This is a genomic window from Streptomyces sp. Ac-502, assembly GCF_045222935.1.
Lineage (GTDB): Bacteria > Actinomycetota > Actinomycetes > Streptomycetales > Streptomycetaceae > Streptomyces > Streptomyces monomycini.
Map to the genome: position 1 here is coordinate 6,805,327 of NZ_JBHFFO010000001.1, position 25,629 is coordinate 6,830,955.

A 25,629-nucleotide genomic window follows, 5' to 3' on the forward strand; every position below is an offset into this window, starting at 1 on the left:
ACCTCCTGGCCGGCAACATGGCGAAGACACCCGGCGAACACCTGAGCATCCCCGCTCTGTGCCTCACCCAGGCCGAAGCCGGTGAAGCGAACCTCGCGCAGCGCGTCCTGCGTCTTTTCCTCAGTGGCCGTCGACAGCCTCGACACGAGGGCCGCTGTCAGCGTCGGCACCATGATCCGCGACGGCTACGGCGGCCCGGACACCTGCCACGCGCTCTACTGCGCACTGCCACGCCCCGAGTTCACCGGCATGCCGATCCTGCTGACCGCCGATGAGAACGCCTGTCCGCCCGGCGTGGTCACCGTCGACATCGACTCACCTGGAATGCTCGGCTTCTGCTGACGGGCGGTCGGCCCGGACCGGAGTGGCGGTGAGCAGGGCCGCCCAGGTGTGCCGCGCGCCCGGCGTGCGCCTTCCGGACCGGCGGCGCCCGTCCGTCCCGTATGCAGAGGAGGCCGTGGAATCGGCCGCTCCTCAGCGCCCCCGCCGCTTCCCCCGCAGCAGCCTGGGCAGCGCCGCCGGGACGGGATCGCGGGTAGTGGCCGTGGTGGGGAGGGGACGGGCGGCCTGGGAGCCGTCGTCGAAAGCCGTGGTGGCCGGCGCGTCCGTGACCGGCTCCAGGCGCAGGACGCGGCACTCGCGCGCCCAGCGGCGCGGCATCGTCTCCGCGTCCGGCGCGTTGAGCCGCTTGCCCTTGAGGTCTTCCACGGCGGCCTGCCACGCCTCGCTGTCCGGCTCCAGCTCGGTGACCCGGGCCTGCCAGCCGACCAGCCGGCCGCCCTTGTCCTTGCTGCGCAGGGTGACGGTCGCGGTGCCGCCGTCGGTCAGCCCGAGGTCGTGCAGCGGCTGCTCGTCGGCCGGGTCGGCCGGCCCGTCCGCCGTACGGCCGGAGCCCGCTCCGACGACGCACGCGGCGCCGTCGTGCCAGACGTGCCACAGGGCCCGCGCCGGGCCGGTGGCGCCCCGTACCCAGATGAGACCGGACTTCTTCGTGGCCTCTTCGATGAGCGCGCGGTCCAGCAGCGCCTGCGACACGGTCTCCGTCATGGGATCAGCCTAATGGGCGGCGCGCTCGCCGCCCGGACCGCTCGGCCCGCTTACAGCCACCCGTTGCGCTTGAAGCCGCGGTGGATGCCGAAGCAGATGCCGACCGTGACGAGCAGGACGAGCGGATAGCCGTACTTCCACTTCAGCTCGGGCATGTACTCGAAGTTCATGCCGTAGATCCCGGCGATCATCGTCGGTACGGCGAAGATCGCCGCCCAGGAGGTGATCTTGCGCATGTCCTCGTTCTGGGCCACCGTCGCCTGCGCCAGGTTGGCCTGGAGGATCGAGTTGAGCAGGTCGTCGAAGGAGAGCACCTGCTCGTTGACCCGGGCCAGGTGGTCGGCCACGTCCCGGAAGTACTTCTGGATGTCGCAGTCGACCAGCCGCATCGGCCGCTCGCTCAGTACCTGCATCGGCCGCAGCAGCGGCGACACGGCCCGCTTGAACTCCAGTACCTCACGCTTGAGTTGGTAGATCCGCCCGGCGGCGTCGCCGCCCTTCGAGGAGCCCTTGCCGGCGCCCGCGTTCTTGCCGTCCGAGCCGGAGCTGAAGACGTCGATCTCCACCTCGTCGATGTCGTCCTGCATCGCGCCGGCCACCGCGATGTAGCCGTCCACCACCTGGTCGGCGATGGCGTGCAGCACCGCGGACGGGCCCTTGCCGAGCAGCTCGGGATCGTCCTGGAGGCGGTGGCGCAGGGCGCGCAGCGAGCCCTGGCCGCCGTGCCGCACGGTCACGATGAAGTCCCGGCCGGTGAAGCACATCACCTCACCGGTCTCGACCACCTCGCTGGTGGCGGTCAGCTCCGCGTGCTCGACGTAGTGGACCGTCTTGAAGACGGTGAACAGAGTGTCGTCGTAGCGCTCCAGCTTGGGCCGCTGGTGGGCGTGGACCGCGTCCTCCACGGCCAGCGGGTGCAGCCCGAACTCCCGCGCGATCTCGGCGAATTCCGCCTCGGTGGGCTCGTGCAGCCCGATCCAGGCGAAGCCGCCGTCGCCGCGTACGCCCGCCATCGCCTGGGACGGCGTGACGTGGTCACTGACGCGCCGGCCGTCACGGTAGACGCCGCAGTCCACGATGGCGCTGTTGGTGTGCGCCTTGCCGTGGTCGTTCTCGTACTCGTACGGGGAGTCCTCACGCCGACGGGAGGGGCGGACGGCGGCACGCAGGTCGCGGATCATCGACATGGGCAGGCTCCTTCACGGGCCGGCCGCCAGCCGCGGGCGCGCGGCGTAACGCTGTCCGGAACGAGGACGTACACGACGGCGCTGGCCGTACGTCCACAAAGCGGGCGGCGCTCCGTGCGCAGGTCTGACGGCAGTTCGCAGAAAACACGGAAACGAGAGTCGAAGGCGCTCTTCCGTCATCTGTTTCCGGCGCGAAGGCACTTCACGGGTTTCACCGCGTGCGGCGGGGGTACGGAAGCCCCTGGATCAAGAAAGCCGCTGGGCGCGCTGGGGGATGACAGGAGAACTGTCGGTACTGCACGGTCGACTTGGATCCACCGCAGCCCCACCTCCTCCGGCCGGTCCCCGCTGGGGGACGAACGTCATTCCCTGACCAGACGGCAAGGCTATCAGCCGTCAGAACCGATCAGGCGCGCCTTTGCCCGTTCCATACGAACAGCCGCCCCGTGCGGCCGGTCGGCCCGCCGGGCGGCCGCGGCCGGGCGCGGGCCCGGGCCTATGCTCGCGGCATGTCTGACGTTCTCGATCTGGTCGAAGCCCGCCTGCGTACGGCCCTGGGCGAGCCGGACGCGCGTGCCGCCGTCACCTTCCTCGGAACCGACCGGGTCGAGGTCCTGCGCTTCACCGGCGGCGGCCCGGACGGCGATCTGGTGCGCTATGTCACGCTCGGCATGTCGGACCGGCCGATGACCGACCCCACGGCGGTGCTGGCCGACCCGCTGCGCGGCCCGCGCGCCGAACTGGTGCTGTCGGTCAAGGCGGGCCGGGCCGACGTCGACAAGGTGCTCCGGCCGCTCGCCGTGCTCGCCGCGTCCCCGCAGGTCGAGGGCGTGGTCGTGGCGCCGGGGGCGTCGCTGGACGTGGGGGAGCCGCTGTGGCCGGGCGCGCCCTTCACCTCCGTACTGGTCGCGGAGTCCGGCGGGCTGGTGGAGGACCTGGAGCTGGACGAGCCGCTGGACCCGGTCCGCTTCCTGCCCCTGCTGCCGATGACGCCCAACGAGGCCGCCTGGAAGCGGGTGCACGGCGCCGAGGCGCTCCAGGAGCGCTGGCTCAAGGGCGGGACGGACCTGCGTGATCCGCTGCGTACGGGCGTGGCGCTGACGTAGCCCCGCGCCCGTACCCGGCCGCGGTGAGGCTGCCTCAGCGGGCGAAGGCGGACACACCGTCCTCGGTGGCGTGCCGCGGCTCCAGCTCGTGCGCCCGTACGGTCAGCGCCCGGCGCCGTACGGCCACGATGCCCGCGCCGACGAGCGCCGCCAGCGCCGCGACCACGAACGGGATGTGGATGTCGGTCCACTCCTCGATCTTGGGCGCCAGGAACGGCGCGGCCGCGGCGGCGAACCAGCGCACGAAGTTGTAGCCCGCGCTCGCCACCGGCCGCGGCGCGTCGGAGACACCGAGCGCCAGCTCCGTGAAGACCGTGTTGTTCAGGCCGATGAAGGCGCCGGACAGGATCGTGCAGACGACGGCCGTGGTGTGGTTGCCGTACCCGAGGACGACGAGGTCGACGGCGAGCAGGACCAGGGAGCCGCCCAGGGCCTTCAGCGACCCGAAGCGCTCCTGGAGGCGCGGCGCCACCAGTACGGAGAAGACGGCGAGCAGCACGCCCCAGGCGAAGAAGACCCCGCCGGACTTGTACGGGCTCATGTCCAGCACGAACGGTGTGAAGGCCAGCACCGTGAAGAACGCGTAGTTGTAGAAGAACGCGGAGACGGCGGCGGAGGCCAGCCCGCCGTGGCTCAGGGCCTTGACCGGGTCCAGTATCGAGGTCTTGCGCGCCGGCCGGGGCTGTTCCTTGAGGAAGACCGTGATGGCGATGAAGCCGACGGCCATCAGGGCGGCGGTGCCGAAGAAGGGGTAGCGCCACTTCATGTCGCCCAGGACCGCGCCGAGCAGCGGCCCGCAGGCCATGCCGAGGCCGAGCGCCGACTCGTACAGCAGGATCGCCGCGGCGTGGCCGCCGGCCGCCGCGCCCACGATGACGGCGAGCGAGGTGGAGACGAACAGCGCGTTGCCCAGGCCCCAGCCGGCCCGGAAGCCGACCAGCTCGCCCACCGAGGACGAGGTGCCGGACAGGGCCGCGAAGACCACCACGAGCGCCAGCCCGGCGAGCAGCGTCTTACGGCCGCCGATCCGGCTGGAGACGAAGCCGGTGACCAGCATCGCGACCGCGGTGATCAGGAAGTAGGAGGTGAACAGCAGGGAGACCTGGCTGGTGGAGGCGTGCAGCCCCTGCGCGATCGAGGGGAGGATCGGGTCGACGAGGCCGATGCCCATGAAGGCGACGACCGAGGCGCCCGCGGTGGCCCAGACGGCCATCGGCTGGCGCAGGATGCTGGTGCCGCCCTCGTCGAACGGATCGTCTCCGGCGCCGCCGTGCCGGCCGCTCTTGCCGTGTGCCGACATGCCGTTGTCCCCTTCCTGCTCGGGTGGTTTCTGCTCGGGTGGTCTCTGCTCAGGTGGCGCGAGCCCCGGTTACCGGTGTCGTCCGGCGCGTCCACCGAAACGTTGCTGCCTACACACAATAAGTTAGCCGACCTAAAGAATGCAAGCTACAACTAAATGGGCCAGGGGCTGGGCACACTGGTCGGGGACGCCGGATGGGTGATCGTCCTTGACGCGGCGCCCGGCCGGGAGGACCGTGGGGCTCTATGAGGGGCGAACCCAGTTGCCCGAAGTGCGGTGGCCGGGTGCGGGCGCCCGGTCTCTTTGCCGACTCCTGGCAGTGCGGCGTGCACGGCACCGTGCACCCTCTGCAACCGGTGGTCCCGCCCAGCGTCGAAGCGCTGGCCGTGGTCGTCCGCCGCGCCCGGGTGCCGGTGTGGATGCCCTGGCCGCTGCCCGTCGGCTGGCTGTTCACGGGCGTGTCCTGCGCGGGCGACGACCGCAGCGGCGGGCGCGCCACCGCGGTGGCCTGCTCGGGGCCCGGACCGCTCGGCGGGCCCGGCGAGCTGCTGCTGATCGCGGAGGAGCTGGGCGTCGGCCTGGGCGCGCGGTACGCGGGCATCGACGGCCCCGACCCCGGCCCGCACATGTGCGTGAACAAGCCGCCGCACGTGAAGGTGCTGGCAGCCGGGCGGCCGACCCCGCTGTGGCACGTCGAAGGGGCGCCCGAGGACCGGGCGGTCTTCGCCGGGGAGGCGCGCGGGCTGTGGCTGTGGGCCGTGGTCTGGCCCGCCGAGTCGGGGCTGCTGCTCTACGACGAGCTGGTCCTCACCGACCTCCGGGACGCGGGCGCCGAGGTCGACCTGCTGCCGTGCGGGGCGCTGTCGCCGCGGTTGCTGACGTGAGGAGGACGGTCACCGGCTCCCTGGGCGCCGGTGCGGCCGGTGGCCGGCTCGCGCGGGCGTGTGTTCGAGGGCCGGCGGGCGGCCGGTATCCTTCTGACGTCCCCTGGCCGGCCCCGCAGCAGTCTGGAGTTCAGCGTCGTGCGCATCGATCTGCACACCCACTCCACTGCTTCCGACGGTACGGACACCCCCGCCGAGCTGGTGCGCAACGCCGCCGCTGCCGGGCTGGACGTCGTCGCGCTGACCGACCACGACTCCGTGGGCGGCCACGCCGAGGCGCGGGCCGCACTGCCCGAGGGGCTCACGCTGGTCACCGGTGCCGAGCTGTCCTGCCGGGTCGGCGGGGTGAGCATGCACATGCTGGCGTACCTCTTCGACCCCGACGAGCCCGAGCTGGCCCGGGAGCGCGAACTGGTCCGCGACGACCGGGTGCCGCGGGCCCGCGGCATGGTGGCCAAGCTGCGCGAACTGGGCGTCCCGGTCACCTGGGAACAGGTGGCGCGGATCGCCGGTGACGGTGCCGTGGGGCGGCCGCACGTGGCCGCCGCGATGGTGGAACTGGGCGTCGTCGAGACCGTCTCCGACGCCTTCACGCCGCAGTGGCTCGCCAACGACGGCCGGGCCTACGTCGACAAGCACGAGCTGGACCCGTTCGACGCGATCCGGCTGGTCAAGGCCGCGGGCGGGGTGACGGTCTTCGCACACCCGCTGGCGGTCAAGCGCGGCCGCACCGTCCCCGAGAGCGTCATCGCCGAGCTGGCGGCGGCAGGGCTGGACGGGGTCGAGGTGGACCACATGGACCACGACGACGCCGCGCGGTCCCGGCTGCGCGGACTCGCCGCCGACCTCGGTCTGCTGACCACCGGCTCCAGCGACTACCACGGCAGCCGCAAGACCGTCGCGCTCGGCGAGTACACCACCGACCCGGAGATATACGGCGAGATCGTGCGCCGTGCGTTCGGCGCCTTCCCCGTGCCCGGCGCGGGCGGCTGACCGTACCGCGCTCCGGCCGGCGGGGAAGTTCCCGTCCCGGCCGGCGGGCAGGTTTCCGTCCCGGCCGGACGGGCGCGAGCGCGCTCCGGCCGGCGGGCTTCCACCTGGCCGCGCCCTGTCCGGGCTGCCGCATCCCGCTCACGCGCCCGCGCGCGTGAGGCTGCGCGCGCTCCCCCTCACCAGCCTTCCGTCTTCCCCCTGACGTACCACCGCGCTCTCTCGTACCACTGCTCTCTCGTACCACTGCTCTCTCGTACCACTTCTCTCTCCTACCACCGCTCTCCTACCGCTGTTCTCTCGTCACACCGCTCTCTCGTACCACCTCTCGCAAGGCCTTCACTGTGTTCGACTTCGCTGTCTTCAGTACGCTCTTCGTCACCCTGTTCGTGATCATGGATCCGCCGGGGATCATCCCGATCTTTCTCGCCCTCAGCTCCGGCCGCCCCGCCAAGGCGCAGCGGAAGATGGCCTGGCAGGCGGCCACCGTCGCGTTCTGCGTCATCGCCGTCTTCGGTCTCTTCGGCGAGCAGATCCTCGGCCGGCTGCACATCACCCCGCCCGCGCTGATGATCGCGGGCGGGCTGCTGCTCCTGCTCGTCGCGCTCAGCCTGCTGACCGGCAAGTCGGAGCAGCCCACGCAGACCAAGGACGTCAATGTGGCGCTGGTGCCCCTGGGGATGCCGCTGCTGGCGGGACCGGGCGCCATCGTCTCGGTGATCCTCGCGGTGCAGCACGCGGACGGGGTCAGCGGTGAGCTGTCGGTGTGGGCGGCGATCGCCGCCATCCATGTGGTGCTCTACCTCGTGATGCGCTTCTCGCTGGTCATCATCCGGGTGATCAAGGACGGCGGGGTGGTGCTGGTGACCCGGCTGGCCGGCATGATGCTCTCCGCGCTCGCGGTGCAGCAGATCATCAACGGCGTCATGCAGGTCGTACGCGGCGGCTGAGCGCACGCGCGCCGGGCGCGCCCGGCCGGGCCCGGACGCGCGAAGCGCCCCGCGCGAAAGGTTTCGTGCGGGGCGCTCCGTGCGCCGGACATGTGCGCGTCACGCGCTCATGAGTGACGCGGGTCGGGCGTCACCGGGCGGCGGTGTCGGCTGGGCGGATGTAGATGCGCTGGCCGACTGCGGCGGCCTGCTGCACGATCCGGTTGACGGAGGCGGCGTCCACGACGGTGCTGTCCACGGCGGCGCCGTCGACATCGTCCAGGCGCATGATCTCGAAGCGCATAACGGCTTCTCCCTTCGTCTGATCCTCCTGCGGAGAACTTTGCTGTTGTACGGGGTACTCGCGGGGCGTCGGTGCCCTGCGTTCCCAGTGGGTACAACGACATGCTCCCTGCAATCATTCCCTACGCTAAAGAAAATTTTCGGCCGTCTAAATACCGGTGGGTAGAGGGAGCGGTTGTGCGCGCTGAGTGACCGGCCGGACAATGGACCCGTATGAACGACGACGCCCGGCCCATCGGCCCCTCACCCGACCTGACCGCGGTGCTCTCGGGGATCGAGCGCACCAACGAGCTGCTCACCCGGGTGCTCGCCGAGGTCGCCACCACCCCGTCCACCCATGCGGCCTTTGTCGATGCGGGCTATGTGTACGCGGCCGCCGGCCGGCTGGTCGCCGGCACCGAGGACCGCAGGGCCTTCGAGCTGGACGCCGAGGGACTCATCGAGGCGTTCATCGACAAGGCCCGCACGATCTTCCCGGACAGCCGGCTGCTGCGCGTGTACTGGTACGACGGCGCCCGGCGCCGCATCCACACCACGGAGCAGCAGCGCGTCGCCGAGCTTCCGGACGTCAAGGTGCGGCTCGGCAACCTGAACGCCAACAACCAGCAGAAGGGCGTCGACTCGCTGATCCGCTCCGACCTGGAGTCGCTGGCCCGGCACCGCGCGATCAGCGACGCGGTCCTGATCGGCGGCGACGAGGACCTGGTCTCGGCGGTGGAGGCCGCCCAGGGCTACGGCGCCCGGGTCCACCTGTGGGGCATCGAGGCGGCCGGCGGGCGCAACCAGGCCGAGCCGCTGCTGTGGGAGGTCGACAGCCAGCGCACCTTCGACCTGGAGTTCTGCAAGCCGTACGTGACCCGGCGGGCCGTCGTCCACGACCACGGGGACACGGCGGCCGATGGCACCGGCAACGGCGGCTCGCCCCCACCCGCGACGAGGTGCGCTTCGTCGGCGCGCGGGTCGCCGCGCGCTGGCTGGGCGAACGCGGCGTCCCGTGGATCAGCGAGCTGCTGCCCGGCCACCCGTATCTGCCGGGCGCGGTCGACCAGGAACTGCTGACGGCCGCCGAGGTGCTGCTGCACCACTCCCTGCGCGGGCACGCGGACCTGCGGCGGGTGCTGCGGGACGGCTTCTGGGAGCACGTACAGGCGCAGTGTTAGCTGCCGGGTGGGCACGCACTCCGGATCCGGCTCCGGCGCCCGATGCGCGGGGCGGCGGAAGGCTGTACGTACGGGCGCGTGGGCGGCTTCGCGGGGGTACGGAGGCGACGCGCGCCGGGGCGCGCGCCCCGCTCAGTGGACGCTGTGCCAGAACTCCGCGAGTGCCGCCGCCGTCTCGGCCGGACGTTCCGCGTTGGGGGAGTGCTCCGCACCCACGACGACCGTACGCCGGGCTCCCAGCCGTCCGGCCATCGCGTCCATCTCCGGCACCGGCCAGGCGTAGTCGACGGCGCCCGACACGACGTGCTTGGGCAGCGGTACGGCGGCCAGCTCCGCCACCCGGTCCGGTTCCGACACCATCTGCCGCGCGGTGGCGACCAGCTGCTGCGGGACGGTGTTCATCCAGCGCTGGTGGAGGAAGGCGCCGATCTCCGGCGGGGTGGACGCGTCCTCGGCCTCCGGCGGGTCCAGCTCGCGCATGGCCAGCCACACCGCCTGCATGTCCAGCGTCCCGAGGGCGTCGATGAGCATCCGTACCCGGGCCTGCTGGGGCGCGGCGATGGCGGCCGGGCCCGAACTCATGACGGTCAGGGAACGGAAGGGCGCGGGGTCGCGCAGGACGGCGGCACGGGTGAGGAGGCCGCCGAGGGAGTGCCCGAGGAGGTGTACCGGACCGTCGCCCAGGGCGCGTGCCTGAGCGGCCACGTCCTGCGCCAACTCGCCCTGAGTATAAGCGGATTCGTCACGCGGTCCGGGTGATTCGTGCTGGCCGCGGCCGTCCACGGCCACCACCCGGAACCCCGCGGCGGCCAGCGGTGCCAGGAGGGCGATGAAGTCCTCCTTGCTGCCGGTGAACCCCGGCACGAGCAGCGCGGTCCCGGCCGGCGTCCTGTCGGGCCGGGCGTCGTGGACGGCGAACTCACCGCGCGCGGTGACGAGTCGGCGCGCGCGGGCGCACGAGGGCAAGGTGAGGGTGGGCGGCCTGCTCATGGGACGAGGCTATCCGGGGCCCGGAAAGCCATCGCGCGCGGGCGCACACGCCGACGGTCCGGCCCCGCCGTACACGCCGACGGTCCGGCCCCGCCCACATGCCGAACGGCCCGGCCCCCGCGTGTGCGGGAACCGGGCCGTCGTACGGTCGGATCAGCCCTCGGCCGGGGCCTCCGCCGTGGCCTTCTTCGCGGCCGTCTTGCGGGTGCGGCGCGGCTTGGCCGGAGCCTCGTCCGCAGCGGTACCGGCGTCGGCGGCGGGGGCCGCCTCGGCCTTCGCGGCGGCCGTCTTACGGGTACGGCGCGGCTTGGCCGGCGCGTCGTCCTCCGCAGCGGTACCGGCGTCGGCCGCCGGGGCCTCCGCGGTGGCCTTCTTGGCCGCGGTCTTGCGGGTGCGGCGCGGCTTGGCGGCCGCCTCGTCCGTGACGGGCTCGGCGCTCTCCACGGCCGCCTCGGCGACCTTGGCGGAGGCGGTCTTGCGCGTACGGCGGGGCTTGGCCGGGGCCTCGTCCGTCACCGTCTCGGCGGCCTCGGCCGTGTCGACCGCGGTCTCCGCTTCGGCCTTCTTGGCAGCGGCGGTCTTGCGGGTGCGACGCGGCTTGGCGGCCGCCTCGTCCGTGACGGGCTCGGCGCTCTCCACGGCCGCCTCGGCGACCTTGGCAGAGGCGGTCTTGCGCGTACGGCGCGGCTTGGCCGGGGCCTCGTCCGTCACCGTCTCGGCGGCCTCGGCCGTGTCGACCGCGGTCTCCGCCTCGGCCTTCTTGGCAGCGGCCGTCTTGCGCGTACGGCGCGGCTTGGCGGCCGCCTCGTCCGCGACGACCTCGGCACCCTCCGCCGTCTCCACGGCGGCCTCGGCCTTCTTGGCGGCGGCGGTCTTGCGGGTGCGGCGCGGCTTGGCGGCCGCCTCGTCCGCGACCGTCTCGGCGGCCTCGGCCGTGTCGACCGCGGTTTCCGCTTCGGCCTTCTTGGCGGCGGCCGTCTTGCGGGTGCGGCGCGGCTTGGCGGGCGCCTCGTCCGCGACCGGCTCGGTCACGACGGCCGGCTCGGCGCTCTCCGCCGCTTCCACGACGGCTTCCGCCGCGGGCTTGGCGCTGCGCGTCCGGCGGCGCGGCTTGGCCGGGGCCTCGTCCGCGACCGGCTCGGCGGCGACCGGCGCTTCCGCGACGACCGGCGCCTCGGCGGTGGCCTGCGCCGGGACCTTGACGGTCCCGGTGGAGCCCTCGGCCGTGTCCACGGCGGTGGCTGCCGCCGTCCGGGCCGTCTCCGCCTTGGCGGCGGAGTTCGCGCCGCCCCGCGTACGGCGGCGGCGCGGCTTCGACGAGCCCGCGGTGGCGTCGGCGGCCTGCACGGCCTCGGACGCGACGGTCTCGGCGGGCGCCGCCTCGGCACGGGCCGGCGTCACGGCGGCCGGCGCGTTGCCGGAGCCGCCGCGGGTACGGCGACGGCGGCGCGGCTGGCGCGGCCCGTCCGTGACGGCGGCGTCGCCCTCGGGCGTACCGGGCGCACCGGACGTGCCGGGCGCCTCGGGGGCGCCCGAAGCGTCCACCGGCGCGCCGTTCCGCGTGCGCCGGCGCTGGCGCGGCGTACGGCTGCGGCTCGGGCGCTCCTCCTCGACGGCGGGCGCGCCCCGGCGCGGACCGCGGCCGCGGCCGCCGGTCTCGCCCAGGTCCTCGACCTCTTCGGCCGCCAGCCCGGCACGCTTGCGCTCCGCGCGCGGCAGGACGCCGGTCGTGCCCTCGGGGATCTCCAGCAGCTCGTAGAGGTGCGCGGAGGTGGAGTACGTCTCCTCCGGCTCGTCGAACGGCAGGTCCAGCGCCTTGTTGATCAGCTTCCAGCGCGGGATGTCGTCCCAGTCGACCAGCGTGATCGCGATGCCCTTGGCACCCGCGCGGCCGGTCCGGCCGATCCGGTGCAGGTAGGTCTTCTCGTCCTCGGGGGACTGGTAGTTGACGACGTGCGTCACACCCTCGACGTCGATGCCGCGGGCGGCGACGTCGGTGCAGACCAGCACGTCGACCTTGCCGTTGCGGAACGCGCGCAGCGCCTGCTCGCGCGCGCCCTGGCCGAGGTCGCCGTGGACCGCGCCGGAGGCGAAGCCGCGGCGCGCGAGCTGGTCGGCGATGTCGGCGGCGGTCCGCTTCGTACGGCAGAAGATCATCGCGAGGCCGCGGCCGTTCGACTGCAGGATGCGGGAGACCATCTCCGGCTTGTCCATCGAGTGCGCGCGGAAGACGTGCTGCTTGATGTTGGCGACGGTCTGGCCCACGTCGTCCGGCGCGGCGGCGCGGATGTGCGTGGGCTGCGACATGTAGCGGCGGGCCAGACCGATGACCGCGCCCGGCATGGTCGCGGAGAACAGCATGGTCTGGCGGCGGGCCGGCAGCATGTTGATGATGCGCTCGACGTCCGGCAGGAAGCCGAGGTCCAGCATCTCGTCGGCCTCGTCCAGGACGAGCGCCTTGACGTGCGAGAGGTTCAGCTTCTTTTGGCCCGCCAGGTCCAGCAGCCGGCCCGGGGTGCCGACGATCACGTCGACGCCCTTCTTCAGGGCCTCGACCTGCGGCTCGTACGCCCGGCCGCCGTAGATCGACAGCACCCGTACGTTACGGACCTTGCCGGCGGTCAGGAGGTCGTTGGTGACCTGCTGGCACAGCTCGCGGGTGGGAACCACCACGAGGGCCTGCGGGGCCTCCGTCAGCTGCTCGGGCTTGGCCCGGCCCGCCTCGACGTCCGCGGGGACGGTGACGCGCTCCAGCAGGGGAGGCCGAATCCCAGGGTCTTGCCGGTGCCGGTCTTGGCCTGGCCGATGACGTCGGAGCCCGCGAGGGCCACCGGGAGCGTCATCTCCTGGATGGGGAAGGGGGACATGATGCCGACGGCCTCAAGGGCTTCGGCGGTCTCGGGGAGGATCCCGAGGTCTCGGAACGTAGACAGAATCTTGCCTCTTCTGTGAGACGCGGTACGAGGCGGCCAAGGGGGTCGTACCGCGCCCTCGTACGGTTTCGTACGGGCCGGCCTTGATCGGCCGGACGGGCGCGGGACCACTGCCTTCGCTCAAGCACTCGAACCGCGAGCGGTGTCCCTCCCGCTGTGCGTACGTCTCGTACGCGCTGCGAAAGAGGGCGGTCGGGTTGGAGCCGATCGGGCCACCGACCGGGCATCCGCATGCGTGGAACAACCCACCGATACTCGGCGGGCGCATTACCACCATACCCCGGATAGCCAGACGTGTGTCCGGGCAATCGTTCGGTCGGGTGGGGCGGGAGTGGCTGACCAGCCACTTCCCCCGGTTGCGCAGCGGGCTATTGTGCGCTTCATGGAGACGCCTGACAACGCAGCGCACACCGCCGAAGATGACCGAGAACACACCGGGATCGCCGCTCAGGACTGGGCCGCGGCCTCCGCGGAGCCGCAGTACCGGGCCGCGGTGATCGACCTGCTGGGCGCCCTCGCCTACGGGGAGCTGTCCGCCTTCGAGCGCCTCGCGGAAGACGCGAAGCTGGCGCCGACGATGGACGACAAGGCGGAGCTGGCCAAGATGGCGTCGGCCGAATTCCATCACTTCGAGCGGCTGCGGGACCGCCTCGCGCAGATCGAGGCGGAGCCGAACGAGGCGATGGAGCCGTTCGCTGCGGCGCTGGACGAGTTCCACCGGCAGACCGCTCCGTCGGACTGGCTGGAGGGCCTGGTCAAGGCGTATGTCGGCGACTCGATCGCCAGTGACTTCTACCGCGAAGTGGCGGCCCGGCTCGACTCCGACACCCGGAGCCTGGTCCTGGGCGTCCTCGACGACACCGGGCACGCGACGTTCGCCGTCGAGAAGGTACGGGCCGCGATCGACGCCGATCCGCGCGTCGGCGGGCGGCTCGCGCTGTGGGCCCGGCGCCTGATGGGCGAGGCGCTGTCCCAGGCGCAGCGGGTGGTGGCCGACCGGGACTCGCTGTCGACGATGCTGGTGGGCGGCGTGGCCGACGGGTTCGACCTCGCGGAGGTCGGGCGGATGTTCTCGCGGATCACCGAGGCGCACACGAAGCGGATGGCGGCGCTGGGGCTGGCCGCGTAGCGGAGCGGAGTGCGCGGTGCCGTGCCGCCCACCGGCCCGCGGCCGGTGGGCGGCCCCGGGTGCCGCGTCCCCGTACCTACGCCGGAGGGGCTGGACACATGTCCAGCCCCTCCGGCGTAGGGATCATCGGACCAGCGCAGGTCTCGAAGGGCCGCCGCCCCGTCTCCGGGCGGGTCCGGGCCCGCCCGGCTCACACCCCGGACCGCAGCGCCGTCAGCCGGTGTGCGGGCCGGATCAGCAGCGAGAGCATGGCCGCGCCCAGGCCGGCGGCGGCCAGCAGCGTCTGGAAGAAATGGCCGGGGCCCAGGATGGAATGGGCGAGAAAGGCGCCGAGGAGGGCCGCGGCGGGGCCGGTCGCCAGCGTCAGGGGGCGTGAGGGGAACCGGCCCGGCAGCTTGCGCGTGGCGGCCAGTGCGATGGCGAGTCCGACGATCACGGCGCCGAGAGCTTCCCAGATCATGGCTTGTCCCTCCCGCGGTTACGACCGGTTGGACGACACAAATCGGTCGTAGGCGGTCGTACCCAGGGAGAATGCGTGGCAACCCTCGTCGGCGCAGGCAGTCGCGACCGGGGCCGGACACCGAAGCGGCGGCCCGGAGACGATCTCTCCGGGCCGCCGCTCGTGACGGGTGCGCGCGGGCCCGTCCAAGGGCCCGCGGCCGGCTACAGCGCGCCGAAGCCGACCTTGCGGACGGTCTGCTCGCCGATCTCCACATAGGCCAGCCGGTCCGCCGGGACCAGGACCTTGCGGCCGTGATCGTCCACGAGGCTCAGCAGCTGCGACTTGCCGCCCAGTGCGTCCGCCACCGCTCGCTCGACGTCCTCTGCGGTCTGCCCGCTCTCCAGAACGATCTCGCGGGGCGCGTGCTGCACGCCGATCTTGACCTCCACGGCTTTGTCCCTCCGACGGTCTCGGTGCCCCCTGGCGAGGCCACGGGGCAGGTGCGCGGCAATCCGCGCCGTACGCAGCACACATTAGCCCGGTGAGCGGACGGACAGGGCGCCCCGGAGCACGCCCGCAGCGAACAGAGGAGGGGCGTGGGTGTGCGGGAGTGCGGGGCGTGGCAGGCCGGACACGCCACCGTCGGGACCCGCGGACGGCCCACTGCCTGGTGGTACGGCTCACAGTGCGGCAGCGGGCACGGCCCGCGGTCCGGTGCGGCTCACAGTGCGGCAGCGCACACGGCCCGCGGTCCGGTGGCGGTACGGCTCGCTGTTCGACGGCCCGGCGCGCCGCCCGACGGCCCGGTTCAGTACCCGGCGGTACGGATCACTGCCCCTCGGAGCCGTGCAGCGGGAAGCCCGCGATGCCCTTCCAGGCCAGTGAGGTCAGGTGCTGTACGGCCGTCTCGCGCGGCACGGTGCTCTCGGAGGAGAGCCAGTAGCGCGCCACGACCTGCGAGACGCCGCCCAGCCCGACGGCCAGCAGCATCGACTCGTCCTTGGACAGGCCGGTGTCCTCCGCGATGACCTCGCTGATCGCCTCGGCGCACTCCAGGGAGACCTTGTCCACCCGCTCGCGCACGGCGGGCTCGTTGGTCAGGTCCGACTCGAAGACCAGCCGGAAGGCGCCGCCCGGGTCCTCGACGTACGCGAAGTAGGCGTCCATCGTCGCGGCGACGCGCTGCTTGTTGTCGGTCGTCGAGGCGAGCGCGGTGCGCACCGACTGCAGCAGCGCCTCGCAGTGCTGGTCCAGCAGGGCCAGGTAGAGGTCGAGCTTGCCCGGGAAGTGCTGGTAGAGCACGGGCTTGCTGACGCCGGCGCGCTCGGCGATGTCGTCCATCGCAGCCGCGTGGTAACCCTGCGCCACGAAGACCTCCTGGGCCGCGCCCAGGAGCTGGTTGCGCCGGGCTCGGCGTGGCAGGCGCGTGCCCCGCGGGCGTGCCGCCTCGGTCTGCTCGATGGCGCTCACGCTGCCTCCCAGGTGTCGTTCCGTGCGCGGCGCACGCACAGCGGTGCGCCGCGTCCGCCATCGTACTTTTGGGTAACCCGGCTGTGCGTGGTCACGGGCGAGAAAATCTGCCGCCGAAGACTGTGGGAAGCCGACATATGGCCCCAGGTCATCGGTAATCGTCTTCGTCGAGATCCACGACGCGGGCCTGTTCGGCGACGTCCGCCTCGTTCGCGACGGACGGATCGATGCCGGTCAGCGGCTGGTCGTGGTGCGGCGCGAGGTCCGCGTGCTGCTCCGCGGCGTCGGCCTCGGGCGCTTCGACGTCGATCTCCGAGGCGTCCGTCTCGTTCTCGAAGGTGTCCGGGTCGGTCGGGTCGACGGGCATGGTGGCTCCCTTTCTCTCACGTCCTCCGGAGGCCAGGGCGAGCGTCCGTACGCGAGCGCTCCTCACACGGGTGCCCTTCCTGCCCGAGCCTAAGAGAGCGGGTTCCGAAATGCGATGCGGTGTGTGAGCGCGAACACACGATCGGCGGCGTGATCGTCTCGTAACATCGACTCCATGTCTTCGACGGATTCGACGGAGTCGACCGGGTTGCCAGACGGGTCGCCGGACGCGGCGCCGGACACCCGCGCCGTCCTCCCGGTGCCCCCGGCGGGCCGCTCCTCGCGCGTCGGTCCGGGCGAGACGGTGCGTTCCGTGAGTCTGCCGGGCCTGACCATGAGCGTGCGGGGTGTGCCGGGCTCGCGGGCCGGGCTGCCGCCCGCGCTGTACGTCCACGGGCTCGGCGGGTCCTCCCAGAACTGGTCGGCACTGATGCCGCTGCTCGCCGGTCAGGTGGACGGCGAAGCGCTGGACCTCCCCGGATTCGGTGACTCCCCGCCGCCGGACGACGGTGACTACTCGGTCTCCGCGCAGGCGCGGGCGATCATCCGCCATCTGGACGCGAGCGGCCGTGGGCCGGTGCACCTGTTCGGGAACTCCATGGGCGGCGCGGCCGTGACGCGGGTGGCGGCGGTGCGTCCGGACCTGGTGCGGACGCTGACGCTGATCTCGCCCGCACTGCCGGAGCTGCGCCCGCAGCTGTCCGCGGTGCCGACCGGGCTGCTCGCCGTGCCCGGCGTGACCCGGCTGTTCAGCAGGCTGACGCGGGACTGGACGCCGGAGCGGCGCACCCGTGAGGTGATGGCGCTGTGTTACGGCGATCCCGCCCTCGTGACGCCGGACGGCTTCACCGCCGCCGCGGAGGAATACGCACGGCGCCTCGAACTCCCTTACTTCTGGGAGGTGATGACGCGCTCGGCACGGGGCATCGTCAATGCGTACACGCTCGGCGGGCAGCACAATCTGTGGCGGCAGGCGCAGCGGGTGCTCGCGCCCACGCTTCTCGTCTACGGTGGGCGCGACCGCCTGGTCTCCTTCCGTATGGCGCGCCGGGCGGCCGCCGCTTTCCGTGCCTCCCGGCTGCTGACGCTGCCGGAGGCGGGGCACGTGGCGATGATGGAGTACCCGGAAACGGTGGCGCGGGCCTTCCGCGAGCTGTTGGACGACGACGCGGCCGCGCGGGACGCGGCCGGTGCGGGCGGGAGCGCCGGTGCGGGAGAGTCCGCCGCCGGTGGCGCGTCCTGGACGTGAGTAGGAGCTGACAGGCCGAGTGGGACGTCACAGCCGCCGGAGCCCGGCCGCAACCGCCGGTGACACCTCCGGAATAGGCGAGGTGGGCGAGGCGGACGGGCTCGGCGCGGCAGGTGGCGCCGGACCCGCCCCCGCCCCCGGGCCGGGTACGGGCCGTCGGCGCCGCCGCGCGGAGCCGGGACCGGACGGCGGAGGCAGCGGAGAGGCCGGCCGGACGGACGGCGCCGAGCAGCGGCGCACGCCGGGTGCCGAGCCCGCGCAGGGCGCGGTTCGTTACGCGGCCGGGCACCGTACGCCCGAGCACGGACCGGCGCAGGGCGCACCGTGGCAGCCCCCGGCGCAACGCGCGCCCCAGAATCCGTCCACGCGCCCCGAGCCGCACCATCATCCGACCGCGCGCTCCGCGTCGCAGAACGCGCCCGCGCACGACGCGTCCGCCAGTGCGCCCGCGCATGGCACGCCCGCGCGCGACGTGTCCCCTGGCACGCCCCCGAACGGCACGCCCGCCAACGGCACACCCGCGCTCGGCACACCGCGCGTGCCGCGACCGCGCGAGGGGCGCCCGCAGTCCGCGTCGGCCGCTCCGGCGCACGGGTTCGCCCCGTTCGAGGACGGCGGCGAAGGCGCGAGCAGGCCCGCCCCCGCCCCGGGAGCCCCTGCCTCCGTCCCGGGCGCCCCCGGCCCCACCCCGGATGCCCCCGCCCCCACCATTGGTACCGACGCCGCCGACACCGACGCCGCCCAGGGCGGAGCCGTACGAGCGGACAGCGGCAGCGCGCCCGGTGTCGAGTCCGGCGCCGCCCTCGGCCCGACTTCCACCGGTACGGGATCGGTCGGCTCACCGTTCGTCCCGCAGAACCGGGTACCGGCGCCCCGCCAGGAGTACATCGACGCCTTCGCGGCGCAGCCCCGCCCCGGAGGGAACCGCCCCGGTGGTCCCGAGGACACGGACGAGGTGTTCGCGGCCGGAACCCCGGCGGGCGGACGGTCCGGGCAGCCCGGGCCGGGGCGCGACACCGGCAGGTCGGTGGTCTTCCCGCGGGAGGGCGACACCCCGGCCGACGCGCCGGACGTCACTCCGGACGCCAGTGAACTCGGCGTTCAGGGGCCCCGGTTCACCTCCCGCAAGAAGATCGCCAAGGGCCGCACCTTCACCGGTGTGGCCGCGGCGGCCGTGACGACCGTGCTCGCGGTCGTGGTGGCCGGACAGGTCACGGAACAGCAGCAGGACGACGGCAAGGCACAGGCGCTGAGCGGGAAGGAACGGGGCGCCGGCTCCGACGCCGCCTCGCGCTCGAACGCGCGCCCGACGCAGCAGGCGGCTCCCGTCACGTACGACGAGAAGATGGCGAAGGCCTACCCGCTGGATGCGAAGCTGGCGGCCTCCGGGCGGTTCAAGCCGGTCGGCGGGAACGCCAAGGCGCCCGGCCACGGCCCGGTGTCGCGCTACCGCGTCGACGTGGAGGAGGGCATGGGCCTGGACGGCGAACTGTTCGCCGACGCGGTGCACAAGACCCTCAACGACGAGCGCAGCTGGGCCCACGGGGGCCGGCGCGCCTTCGAGCGGGTGGGCTCCGGCAAGGCCGACTACGTCATCACGCTGGCGAGCCCCGGGACCACTGCCAAGTGGTGTGCCAAGTCCGGGCTCGACACGACCGAGGACAACGTGTCGTGCGACTCGGCGGCGACCGAGCGAGTCATGATCAACGCGTACCGGTGGGCGCAGGGCGCCGAGACCTACGGGCCGGACCAGATGCACGCGTACCGGCAGATGCTCATCAACCACGAGGTGGGCCACCGGCTCGGACGCAACCACGAGAGCTGCTCGCGGCAGGGCGCCCTGGCGCCGGTGATGATGCAGCAGACCAAATTCCTGACGACGGACGGCGCGACCTGCCGCCCGAACGCCTGGCCGTTCCCCGCGGGGCAGTGAGCCGCGGGGGCTTCGGAGGGTACTGAGCCGGGCGACTGGGGCGGGCCGCGCCGGTGTACCGGGCCTGGTCCGCCGTGCCGGTCCGCAGGCCCGGCCAGGCACGGCTCCTCGGCCCCGTAAGTCCGGCATACGGAAGGCCCCGTCTCTCATGGCGGGACGCCTTTGCCACCGGACGTACATTCGGGAAGTCTTCCTGCCATGCCGCGTCCTGCCACCGCCTTCGGACACGCCGCTTTCGAGCTGGCGCTGATCGGCGTGTCCGTGCAGTCCGTGGCCGACATCCACTGTCGCTGAGGCCCGTCCCCGGCCGCGCGGAAGCGCGCCGCGACGGCCCGCCGACGCCGGGGCCGTGAGACGCGGCGACCTGTGACCCCGGGCCGGGGCGTCCCCCGCGAAACCACGTATCTCACTCGAACGTGTCCGCAGGGGCGGCCCCGCGCCTCACCGCGCTCCTGCTGCCGCCGCCTTCCGCGGGTACGTCCTGCTGCGAAAGGCACCCACCGACATGGCCGAGCCGTCCCGCCCCCGTCACTCCGTCCCCGCCAGACGCGCGGTCACCGTCGCGGTGGCCGTCGCGCTGGCCGCCGGGGCCACCGCCTGCGGCCCCAAGGATGCCGCGACGGGAGACGGCGCGGGCGCCGCGCCCGCCAAGGGCGGCACGCTCACCGTCCTGAACTCCGCGCCCCAGACCAACTTCGACCCGGCGCGCCTCTACACCTCCGGCGGCGGCAAGGTACCGACCCTGGTCTTCCGTACGCTGACCACCCGCAACCGGGAGAACGGCGCGGCCGGCGCGAAGGCCGTACCGGACCTCGCCACCGACACCGGGCGGCCCAGCGAGAACGCCACGGTGTGGACGTACACGCTCAAGGACGGGCTGAAGTTCGAGGACGGCTCGCCGATCACCAGCGCCGACGTAAAGTACGGAATCGAGCGTTCCTTCGCCGCCGAACTCTCCGGCGGCGCGCCGTATCTGCGGGACTGGCTGGTCGGCGGCGAAAGCTACCAGGGGCCGTACAAGGACAAGGGCAAGGACGGGCTGAAGTCCATCGAGACCCCGGACGAGAAGACCCTCGTCTTCCATCTGAAGAAGCCCGAGGGCGAATTCCCGCTGCTCGCCACGCAGACACAGTTCGCGCCGGTGCCGAAAGCCAAGGACACCGGCACCAAGTACGAGGAACACCCGGTCTCCTCGGGTCCGTACAAGGTCGCCAAGAACACCGGGGACGGCGAACACCTCGTCCTGGAACGCAATCCGTACTGGTCCGAGAAGACCGACTCCGAACGGCACGCCTATCCCGACACCATCGAGGTGAAATCCGGCCTGGATTCCGCCGTCATCAACCAGCGGCTGGCCACCGGCGCAGGTCCGGACGCCGCCGCGGTGACCACCGACACCAATCTCGGCCCGGCCGAACTCGCGCGGATCAGCGGCGACGCGGAGCTCGGCAAAAGAGTCGGCACCGGCCACTTCGGTTACACCAACTACCTCGCCTTCAACCCGAAGGTGAAGCCTTTCGACGACCCGAAGGTGCGCCAGGCCATCGCCTACGCCGTCAACCGGCAGAGCGTCGTGAACGCCGCGGGCGGCTCCGCGCTCGCCGAACCGGCCACCACGTTCCTCCCGAACGGCGAGTCCTTCGGTCACACCCCGTACGACCACTTCCCGGCGGGCCGCACCGGAAATCCGGCCAAGGCGAAGGAACTGCTGAAGGAAGCCGGTCACGAGAACGGACTGAGCATCACCCTCACGCATTCCACCGCCAAGGACTTCGAGACCAGCCCGGACATCGCCACCGCCGTGCAGGAAGCCCTGAAGAAGGCCGGAATCACCGTCAAGCTCCAGGGCCTGGAGGACAACGACTACAAGGAGAAGGTGCACAGCGTCGACGACGCCCCCGGCCTGTTCATCGGCGCCTGGGGAGCGGACTGGCCGTCCGGCGGCCCGTTCCTCGCGCCGGTCTTCGACGGTCGGCAGATCGTCCGGGACGCCTCCAACTTCAACCACGCGCAGCTCGACGACCCGGCCGTCAACCACGAGATCGACGAGATCAACAAGCTGACCGACCTGAAGGCGGCGGCGGCCCGGTGGGGCGCGCTGGACAAGAAGATCGGCGAGCGGGCCCTGTCCGTACCGCTCTTCCACCCCGTCTACAAGCGGCTGTACGGCAAGGACGTCAAGAACGTCGTCATCAGCGACTGGGACGGCGTGCTGGACATCTCCCAGGTGGCGGTCAAGTGACGACGGCCGGCATGACGCCGTCTCAGGCCGACGCGGTGCTCCCTCCGCACGAGGTGACGCCTGCGCGGAAAGGTACGGTCTGGCGGCGGCTGCGGCAGCGCCCGGCCGCCGTGCTCTCCGCGGCCGTCCTGCTCGCCCTCGGGGCACCGCTGCTGGCCGCACTGGAGGGCCAGGACCCCACCACGTACCACGACGACCTGATCGACTCCGCGCGCGGCGGCGTACCGCTCGGGTCGTACGGCGGGATCAGCGCCGACCACTGGCTGGGCGTCGAACCCGGCACCGGCCGGGACATGTTCGCCCGGCTGCTGTACGGGGCCCGGGTCTCCCTGCTCATCGCGCTCGGCGCCACGGCCGTACAGGTCTTCATCGGTGTGGTGGTCGGTCTCGCGGCCGGGCTGGGCAACCGGCTCGCCGACCAGGTGCTCTCCCGGTTCACCGAGGTGCTGACCGCGCTGCCGATGCTCGTCATCGCGATCTCGCTGACCGCGATCGTGCCCGCCGACTTCCCCGTCCACTGCTGCTGGTGCTGGTCATCGGCCTGCTCAGCTGGTTCGGCACCTCGCGGATCGTGCGGGCACGGACGCTGGCGCTGAAGAAGCTGGACCATGTGGCGGCGGCCCGGCTCGGCGGCGCGGGGCCGCTGCGCGTGGCGCGGCGCGAGCTGCTGCCGTCGCTCGCCGCACCGGTGATCACGTACGCGGCGGTCCTGGTGCCCGGCAACATCGTGGTCGAGGCGTCGCTGTCCTTCCTCGGCATCGGCGTCCGGCCGCCCACCGCGTCCTGGGGCCAGATGCTGTCGACCGCGACGACCTGGTTCCGGGCCGACCCGGTGTACGTCCTGCTCCCGGCGGGCTTCCTGCTGGTCACCGTGCTCGCGTTCACGGTGCTGGGCGACGCGGTCCGTACGGCGCTGGATCCGCGTGAGCGGTCCCGGCTGAGGGTCGGCACCCGGGCGGGCCGCAAGGAGAAGCCCCAGAAGAAGGAAAAGCACGACGTGCGTGAGAAGCGCGAGAAGGAGGCTGTCGTATGACCGGCTACGCACTGCGCCGGCTCGGCGGTGGGCTGCTGGTCCTCTTCCTGCTGACCGTCGTTGTCTACGCGCTCTTCTACGTCGCCCCCGGTGACCCCGCCAAACTGGCCTGCGGGCCGCGCTGCAACCCGGGACAGATCCAGCAGGTACGCGAACGGCTGGAGCTGGACGCGCCGGTCCTGACGCAGTACCTGCACTTCCTCCAGGGGCTGGTGGCCGGCCGCGACTTCTCGTCCGGCACCGGCGTACTGCGCTGCGACGCGCCCTGCCTCGGTCTCTCCTACCAGAACAGCTCGCCCGTCACGGAGCTGCTCGCCGACCGGCTGCCGGTCACGGCGTCGCTCGCCCTCGGCTCGATGGTGCTCTGGCTGCTGCTCGGCGTCGGCACCGGCCTGCTGTCCGCGCTGCGCCGCGGCGGCACGACGGAACGCGTCCTGACCGGTCTGACCCTCGCCGGCACGGCCACCCCGGTCTTCATCACCGGACTGCTGCTGCTGATGGTGTTCTGCGCGTACCTCCAATGGCTGCCGTTCCCCTCCTACGTCCCGCTGTCCGAGGACCCGGAGCAGTGGGCCTGGAACCTGCTGCTGCCCTGGACGGCGCTGGCGCTGCTGGAATCCGCCAAGTACGCCCGGCTGACCCGGTCCTCGACGCTGGAGACGCTGGCCGAGGACCACATCCGCACCTTCCGCGCGTACGGCGTGCGGGAACGTTCCGTCGTGACGCGGCACGCGCTGCGCGGCGCGCTGCCGCCGGTCATCGCGCTCACCGCGCTCGACCTGGGAACGATGTTCGGCGGCGCGATGCTCACCGAGGAACTCTTCGGGCTGCCCGGCATCGGCCAGCTCCTGGTCCACTCGGTGCGCGTCGTCGACCTGCCCGTGGTCGTCGGTGTCGTCCTGGGCACCGGCGCCGCCGTCATCGTCGCCAACGTCGTGGCGGACGTCCTCTACGCACTCGCCGACCGAAGGGTGGCCCTGACATGACCTCCGAGGAGCCCGCGGGCGCGACCGGAGCGGCACCGGACCTGCTGAAGCCGGACCTGCTGAAGCCGGACCTGCTGAAGCCGGACCTGCTGAAGCCGGGCCGGTTGGAGCCGGGCCGGCCGCAGCCGGATCTGCTGGTGGACGTCCGCGACCTGTCGGTCGCCTTTCCCGGCGGAGGAGGCGCCGATCGGGAAGGTACGGGCGAAGGAGGCCCCGCCGTCGTGCAGGCCGTGGACCGCCTCTCGTTCTCGCTGGCCGCCGGCCGGGCCCTCGGCATCGTGGGCGAGTCCGGTTCCGGCAAGTCCACCGTCGCGGCGGCCCTGCTGGACCTGCACCGGGGGACCGGGGCGCAGGTGAGCGGCACGGTACGGGTCGCCGGTACGGACGTACGGGCGGCGGACGAGCGCGCGCTGCGGCGGCTGCGCGGCGGCCGGGCCGCCATGGTGTTCCAGGACCCGCTGTCCTCGCTCGACCCGTACTACGCGATCGGCGACCAGATCGCCGAGGTGTACCGGGTGCACCGGCCGGACGTCTCACGGCGCGCAGCCCGTGCCCGCGCCGTCGAGGTGCTGGAGCGCGTGGGCATCGCGGACGCCCCCGGCGCGCCCGCTCGCGGCCCCACGAGTTCAGCGGGGGCATGCGCCAGCGCGCGTTGCTCGCGATGGCGCTCGCCTGCGAACCGCGCCTGCTGATCGCCGACGAGCCCACCACCGCGCTGGACGTCACCGTCCAGGCGCAGATCCTCGACCTGCTGCACGGGCTGAGGGCGGAGACCGGCATGGGGCTGCTGCTGGTCACCCACGACCTGGGGGTGGTCGCGGGCAGTGTGGACGAGGTGCTCGTCATGCGCGGCGGCCGGGCGGTGGAGCACGGCCCGGTCGGCGAGGTGCTGCTCGCGCCGCGCGCGCCGTACACGAAGGAGCTGCTGGCGGCGGTGCCACGGGTGGACGCGAAGCCGGACGGGCACGCCCCGCGCGCCGGGCGCGTCGGTGACGGGAGCGGGGACGGCGTCCTGCTCGAAGCCGTCGGACTGCGGCGGGAATTCGGCGGCCGGCGGCACCGGACGACGGCGGTCGACGAGGTCTCGCTGACCGTACGGGAAGGGGAGACCGTCGGCCTCGTGGGGGAGTCGGGCAGCGGCAAGACGACGCTCGGGCGGATGCTCGTACGCCTGCTGGACCCGACCGCGGGGACGCTGCGCTACCGGGGGCGCGACATCGGCACCCTCGGCGACCGGCAGCTCCGCCCCTTCCGCAGCGAACTCCAGATGGTCTTCCAGGACCCGGTCTCCTCGCTCAACCCGCGGCGCAGCATCGGCGAATCGGTCGCCGACCCCCTGCGCGCGGCCGGCGACCGGGACGACGCGCGCGTGGTGCGCCGGGCGTGTGAACTGCTGGAACGGGTCGGCCTGGACCCGGCGTGGTACCACCGCTATCCGCACGAGTTCAGCGGCGGGCAGCGGCAGCGCGTCGGCATCGCGCGGGCGCTCGCCCCCGGCCCCCGGCTGCTGGTCTGCGACGAACCCGTATCGGCGCTGGACGTCACCACACAGGCGCAGGTCGTCGGCCTCCTGGCCGAACTCCAGCGGGAGCTGGGCCTCGCGCTGGTCTTCATCGCGCACGACCTGGCGGTCGTACGGGCGGTCAGCGACCGGGTCGCGGTGATGCGCGGCGGGCGGATCGTGGAGGAGGGCAGCACCGAGGAGGTGTACGAACGTCCCCGGCACCCGTACACGAAGGGCCTGCTGGCGGCGGTGCCCGTGCTGGACCCGGAGGTGTCGGCCGGGCGGCGGGCGCTACGCGCGGTGGCCTGACGACACGTAGCGCGCCAGAACGCCCACCGGGGTGGAAAGTTACGTCTCTTCACCCCTTCCGGTGGCGCGACGGACAACCGTCCGCCGTGTCACCGGAATCTCTGCGTAGCTTCTTCCTGCCAGGTAGCGGCGGCCCC

General features: G+C 72.8%; 20 protein-coding genes and 4 pseudogenes. 14 read left to right on the forward strand and 10 right to left on the reverse strand.

Going from position 1 to position 25,629, the window contains the following annotated elements; all coding sequences use genetic code 11:
• Positions 1-123 precede the first annotated feature (123 nt).
• On the forward strand, positions 124-342 hold the full coding sequence (locus ACEXOX_RS31160) for a hypothetical protein (RefSeq protein WP_406524381.1): 219 nt from the start codon (positions 124-126) through the stop codon (positions 340-342).
• Positions 343-474: 132 nt separating this feature from the next.
• Here ACEXOX_RS31160 and ACEXOX_RS31165 read toward each other — a convergent pair whose 3' ends face one another.
• Entirely contained in the window at positions 475-1,047 is a 573-nt protein-coding gene (locus ACEXOX_RS31165) for a hypothetical protein (protein ID WP_406524382.1), read from the reverse strand.
• Positions 1,048-1,097: 50 nt separating this feature from the next.
• On the reverse strand, positions 1,098-2,234 hold the full coding sequence (locus tag ACEXOX_RS31170; protein ID WP_406524383.1) for a magnesium and cobalt transport protein CorA: 1,137 nt from the start codon (positions 2,232-2,234) through the stop codon (positions 1,098-1,100).
• Positions 2,235-2,743: 509 nt separating this feature from the next.
• On the opposite strand from ACEXOX_RS31170, the gene ACEXOX_RS31175 reads away from it, so the two are divergent.
• Positions 2,744-3,340: a suppressor of fused domain protein gene (locus ACEXOX_RS31175; protein ID WP_030020313.1), complete on the forward strand. Its 597-nt coding sequence runs from the start codon at positions 2,744-2,746 to the stop codon at positions 3,338-3,340.
• Positions 3,341-3,374: 34 nt separating this feature from the next.
• Here ACEXOX_RS31175 and ACEXOX_RS31180 read toward each other — a convergent pair whose 3' ends face one another.
• A complete protein-coding gene (locus ACEXOX_RS31180) occupies positions 3,375-4,640 on the reverse strand; it encodes an MFS transporter (protein WP_406524384.1) in 1,266 nt (421 codons plus the stop codon).
• 245 nt (positions 4,641-4,885) lie between these two features.
• On the opposite strand from ACEXOX_RS31180, the gene ACEXOX_RS31185 reads away from it, so the two are divergent.
• The 3 genes from ACEXOX_RS31185 to ACEXOX_RS31195 all read left to right on the forward strand — a co-directional run bounded on the left by ACEXOX_RS31185 (position 4,886) and on the right by ACEXOX_RS31195 (position 7,464).
• Positions 4,886-5,524, forward strand: coding sequence for a DUF6758 family protein (locus ACEXOX_RS31185; protein WP_030020315.1), 639 nt, complete (start codon positions 4,886-4,888; stop codon positions 5,522-5,524).
• A 138-nt stretch (positions 5,525-5,662) separates the two neighbouring features.
• Complete coding sequence (locus tag ACEXOX_RS31190) at positions 5,663-6,517, forward strand: PHP domain-containing protein (RefSeq protein WP_406524385.1); 855 nt, start codon at positions 5,663-5,665, stop codon at positions 6,515-6,517.
• Between the two features lie 341 nt (positions 6,518-6,858).
• Positions 6,859-7,464 (forward strand): MarC family protein, encoded by a 606-nt coding sequence (locus ACEXOX_RS31195; protein WP_406524386.1) that lies wholly within the window; start codon positions 6,859-6,861, stop codon positions 7,462-7,464.
• Between the two features lie 130 nt (positions 7,465-7,594).
• Here ACEXOX_RS31195 and ACEXOX_RS31200 read toward each other — a convergent pair whose 3' ends face one another.
• Positions 7,595-7,747: a hypothetical protein gene (locus ACEXOX_RS31200; RefSeq protein WP_199810363.1), complete on the reverse strand. Its 153-nt coding sequence runs from the start codon at positions 7,745-7,747 to the stop codon at positions 7,595-7,597.
• A 212-nt stretch (positions 7,748-7,959) separates the two neighbouring features.
• On the opposite strand from ACEXOX_RS31200, the pseudogene ACEXOX_RS31205 reads away from it, so the two are divergent.
• Positions 7,960-8,906 (forward strand): annotated as a pseudogene (locus tag ACEXOX_RS31205) (NYN domain-containing protein).
• 132 nt (positions 8,907-9,038) lie between these two features.
• Here ACEXOX_RS31205 and ACEXOX_RS31210 read toward each other — a convergent pair.
• Both ACEXOX_RS31210 and ACEXOX_RS31215 read right to left on the reverse strand, forming a co-directional pair.
• Positions 9,039-9,896 carry an alpha/beta fold hydrolase gene (locus tag ACEXOX_RS31210; RefSeq protein WP_406524387.1) on the reverse strand — a complete coding sequence of 286 codons (858 nt, stop codon included), beginning with the start codon at positions 9,894-9,896 and terminating at the stop codon, positions 9,039-9,041.
• Positions 9,897-10,049: 153 nt separating this feature from the next.
• Positions 10,050-12,739 (reverse strand): annotated as a pseudogene (locus tag ACEXOX_RS31215) (DEAD/DEAH box helicase).
• A 463-nt stretch (positions 12,740-13,202) separates the two neighbouring features.
• On the opposite strand from ACEXOX_RS31215, the gene ACEXOX_RS31220 reads away from it, so the two are divergent.
• The gene (locus ACEXOX_RS31220) at positions 13,203-13,958 is read left to right on the forward strand and encodes a ferritin-like fold-containing protein (RefSeq protein WP_406526523.1); all 756 of its coding nucleotides are present in this window, start codon (positions 13,203-13,205) and stop codon (positions 13,956-13,958) included.
• Between the two features lie 190 nt (positions 13,959-14,148).
• Here the strand turns inward: ACEXOX_RS31220 and ACEXOX_RS31225 are convergent, their stop codons facing one another.
• The 4 genes from ACEXOX_RS31225 to ACEXOX_RS31240 form a co-directional block, all read right to left on the reverse strand.
• Complete coding sequence (locus ACEXOX_RS31225; protein ID WP_406524388.1) at positions 14,149-14,418, reverse strand: hypothetical protein; 270 nt, start codon at positions 14,416-14,418, stop codon at positions 14,149-14,151.
• Positions 14,419-14,621: 203 nt separating this feature from the next.
• The gene (locus ACEXOX_RS31230; protein ID WP_030024620.1) at positions 14,622-14,849 is read right to left on the reverse strand and encodes a DUF3107 domain-containing protein; all 228 of its coding nucleotides are present in this window, start codon (positions 14,847-14,849) and stop codon (positions 14,622-14,624) included.
• Between the two features lie 379 nt (positions 14,850-15,228).
• Positions 15,229-15,870 (reverse strand): TetR/AcrR family transcriptional regulator, encoded by a 642-nt coding sequence (locus tag ACEXOX_RS31235; protein WP_030024619.1) that lies wholly within the window; start codon positions 15,868-15,870, stop codon positions 15,229-15,231.
• A gap of 148 nt (positions 15,871-16,018) precedes the next feature.
• Entirely contained in the window at positions 16,019-16,237 is a 219-nt protein-coding gene (locus ACEXOX_RS31240; protein WP_406524389.1) for a hypothetical protein, read from the reverse strand.
• Between the two features lie 174 nt (positions 16,238-16,411).
• Between ACEXOX_RS31240 and ACEXOX_RS31245 the strand changes: the two genes are divergently transcribed.
• The 7 genes and pseudogenes from ACEXOX_RS31245 to ACEXOX_RS31275 all read left to right on the forward strand — a co-directional run bounded on the left by ACEXOX_RS31245 (position 16,412) and on the right by ACEXOX_RS31275 (position 25,492).
• Entirely contained in the window at positions 16,412-17,485 is a 1,074-nt protein-coding gene (locus ACEXOX_RS31245) for an alpha/beta fold hydrolase (RefSeq protein ID WP_406524390.1), read from the forward strand.
• A 538-nt stretch (positions 17,486-18,023) separates the two neighbouring features.
• Complete coding sequence (locus ACEXOX_RS31250) at positions 18,024-19,418, forward strand: DUF3152 domain-containing protein (RefSeq protein WP_406526524.1); 1,395 nt, start codon at positions 18,024-18,026, stop codon at positions 19,416-19,418.
• A 198-nt stretch (positions 19,419-19,616) separates the two neighbouring features.
• The gene (locus tag ACEXOX_RS31255) at positions 19,617-19,712 is read left to right on the forward strand and encodes an Ms4533A family Cys-rich leader peptide (protein WP_341865892.1); all 96 of its coding nucleotides are present in this window, start codon (positions 19,617-19,619) and stop codon (positions 19,710-19,712) included.
• 211 nt (positions 19,713-19,923) lie between these two features.
• Complete coding sequence (locus ACEXOX_RS31260; RefSeq protein WP_406524391.1) at positions 19,924-21,660, forward strand: ABC transporter substrate-binding protein; 1,737 nt, start codon at positions 19,924-19,926, stop codon at positions 21,658-21,660.
• An 11-nt stretch (positions 21,661-21,671) separates the two neighbouring features.
• Positions 21,672-22,693, forward strand: a pseudogene (locus tag ACEXOX_RS31265) (ABC transporter permease).
• On the forward strand, positions 22,690-23,679 hold the full coding sequence (locus ACEXOX_RS31270; RefSeq protein WP_406524392.1) for an ABC transporter permease: 990 nt from the start codon (positions 22,690-22,692) through the stop codon (positions 23,677-23,679). Before ACEXOX_RS31265 ends, ACEXOX_RS31270 begins: the two are co-directional and overlap by 4 nt.
• Before the next feature lie 104 nt (positions 23,680-23,783).
• Positions 23,784-25,492: pseudogene (locus ACEXOX_RS31275) on the forward strand (dipeptide ABC transporter ATP-binding protein).
• Positions 25,493-25,629: the final 137 nt, after the last annotated feature.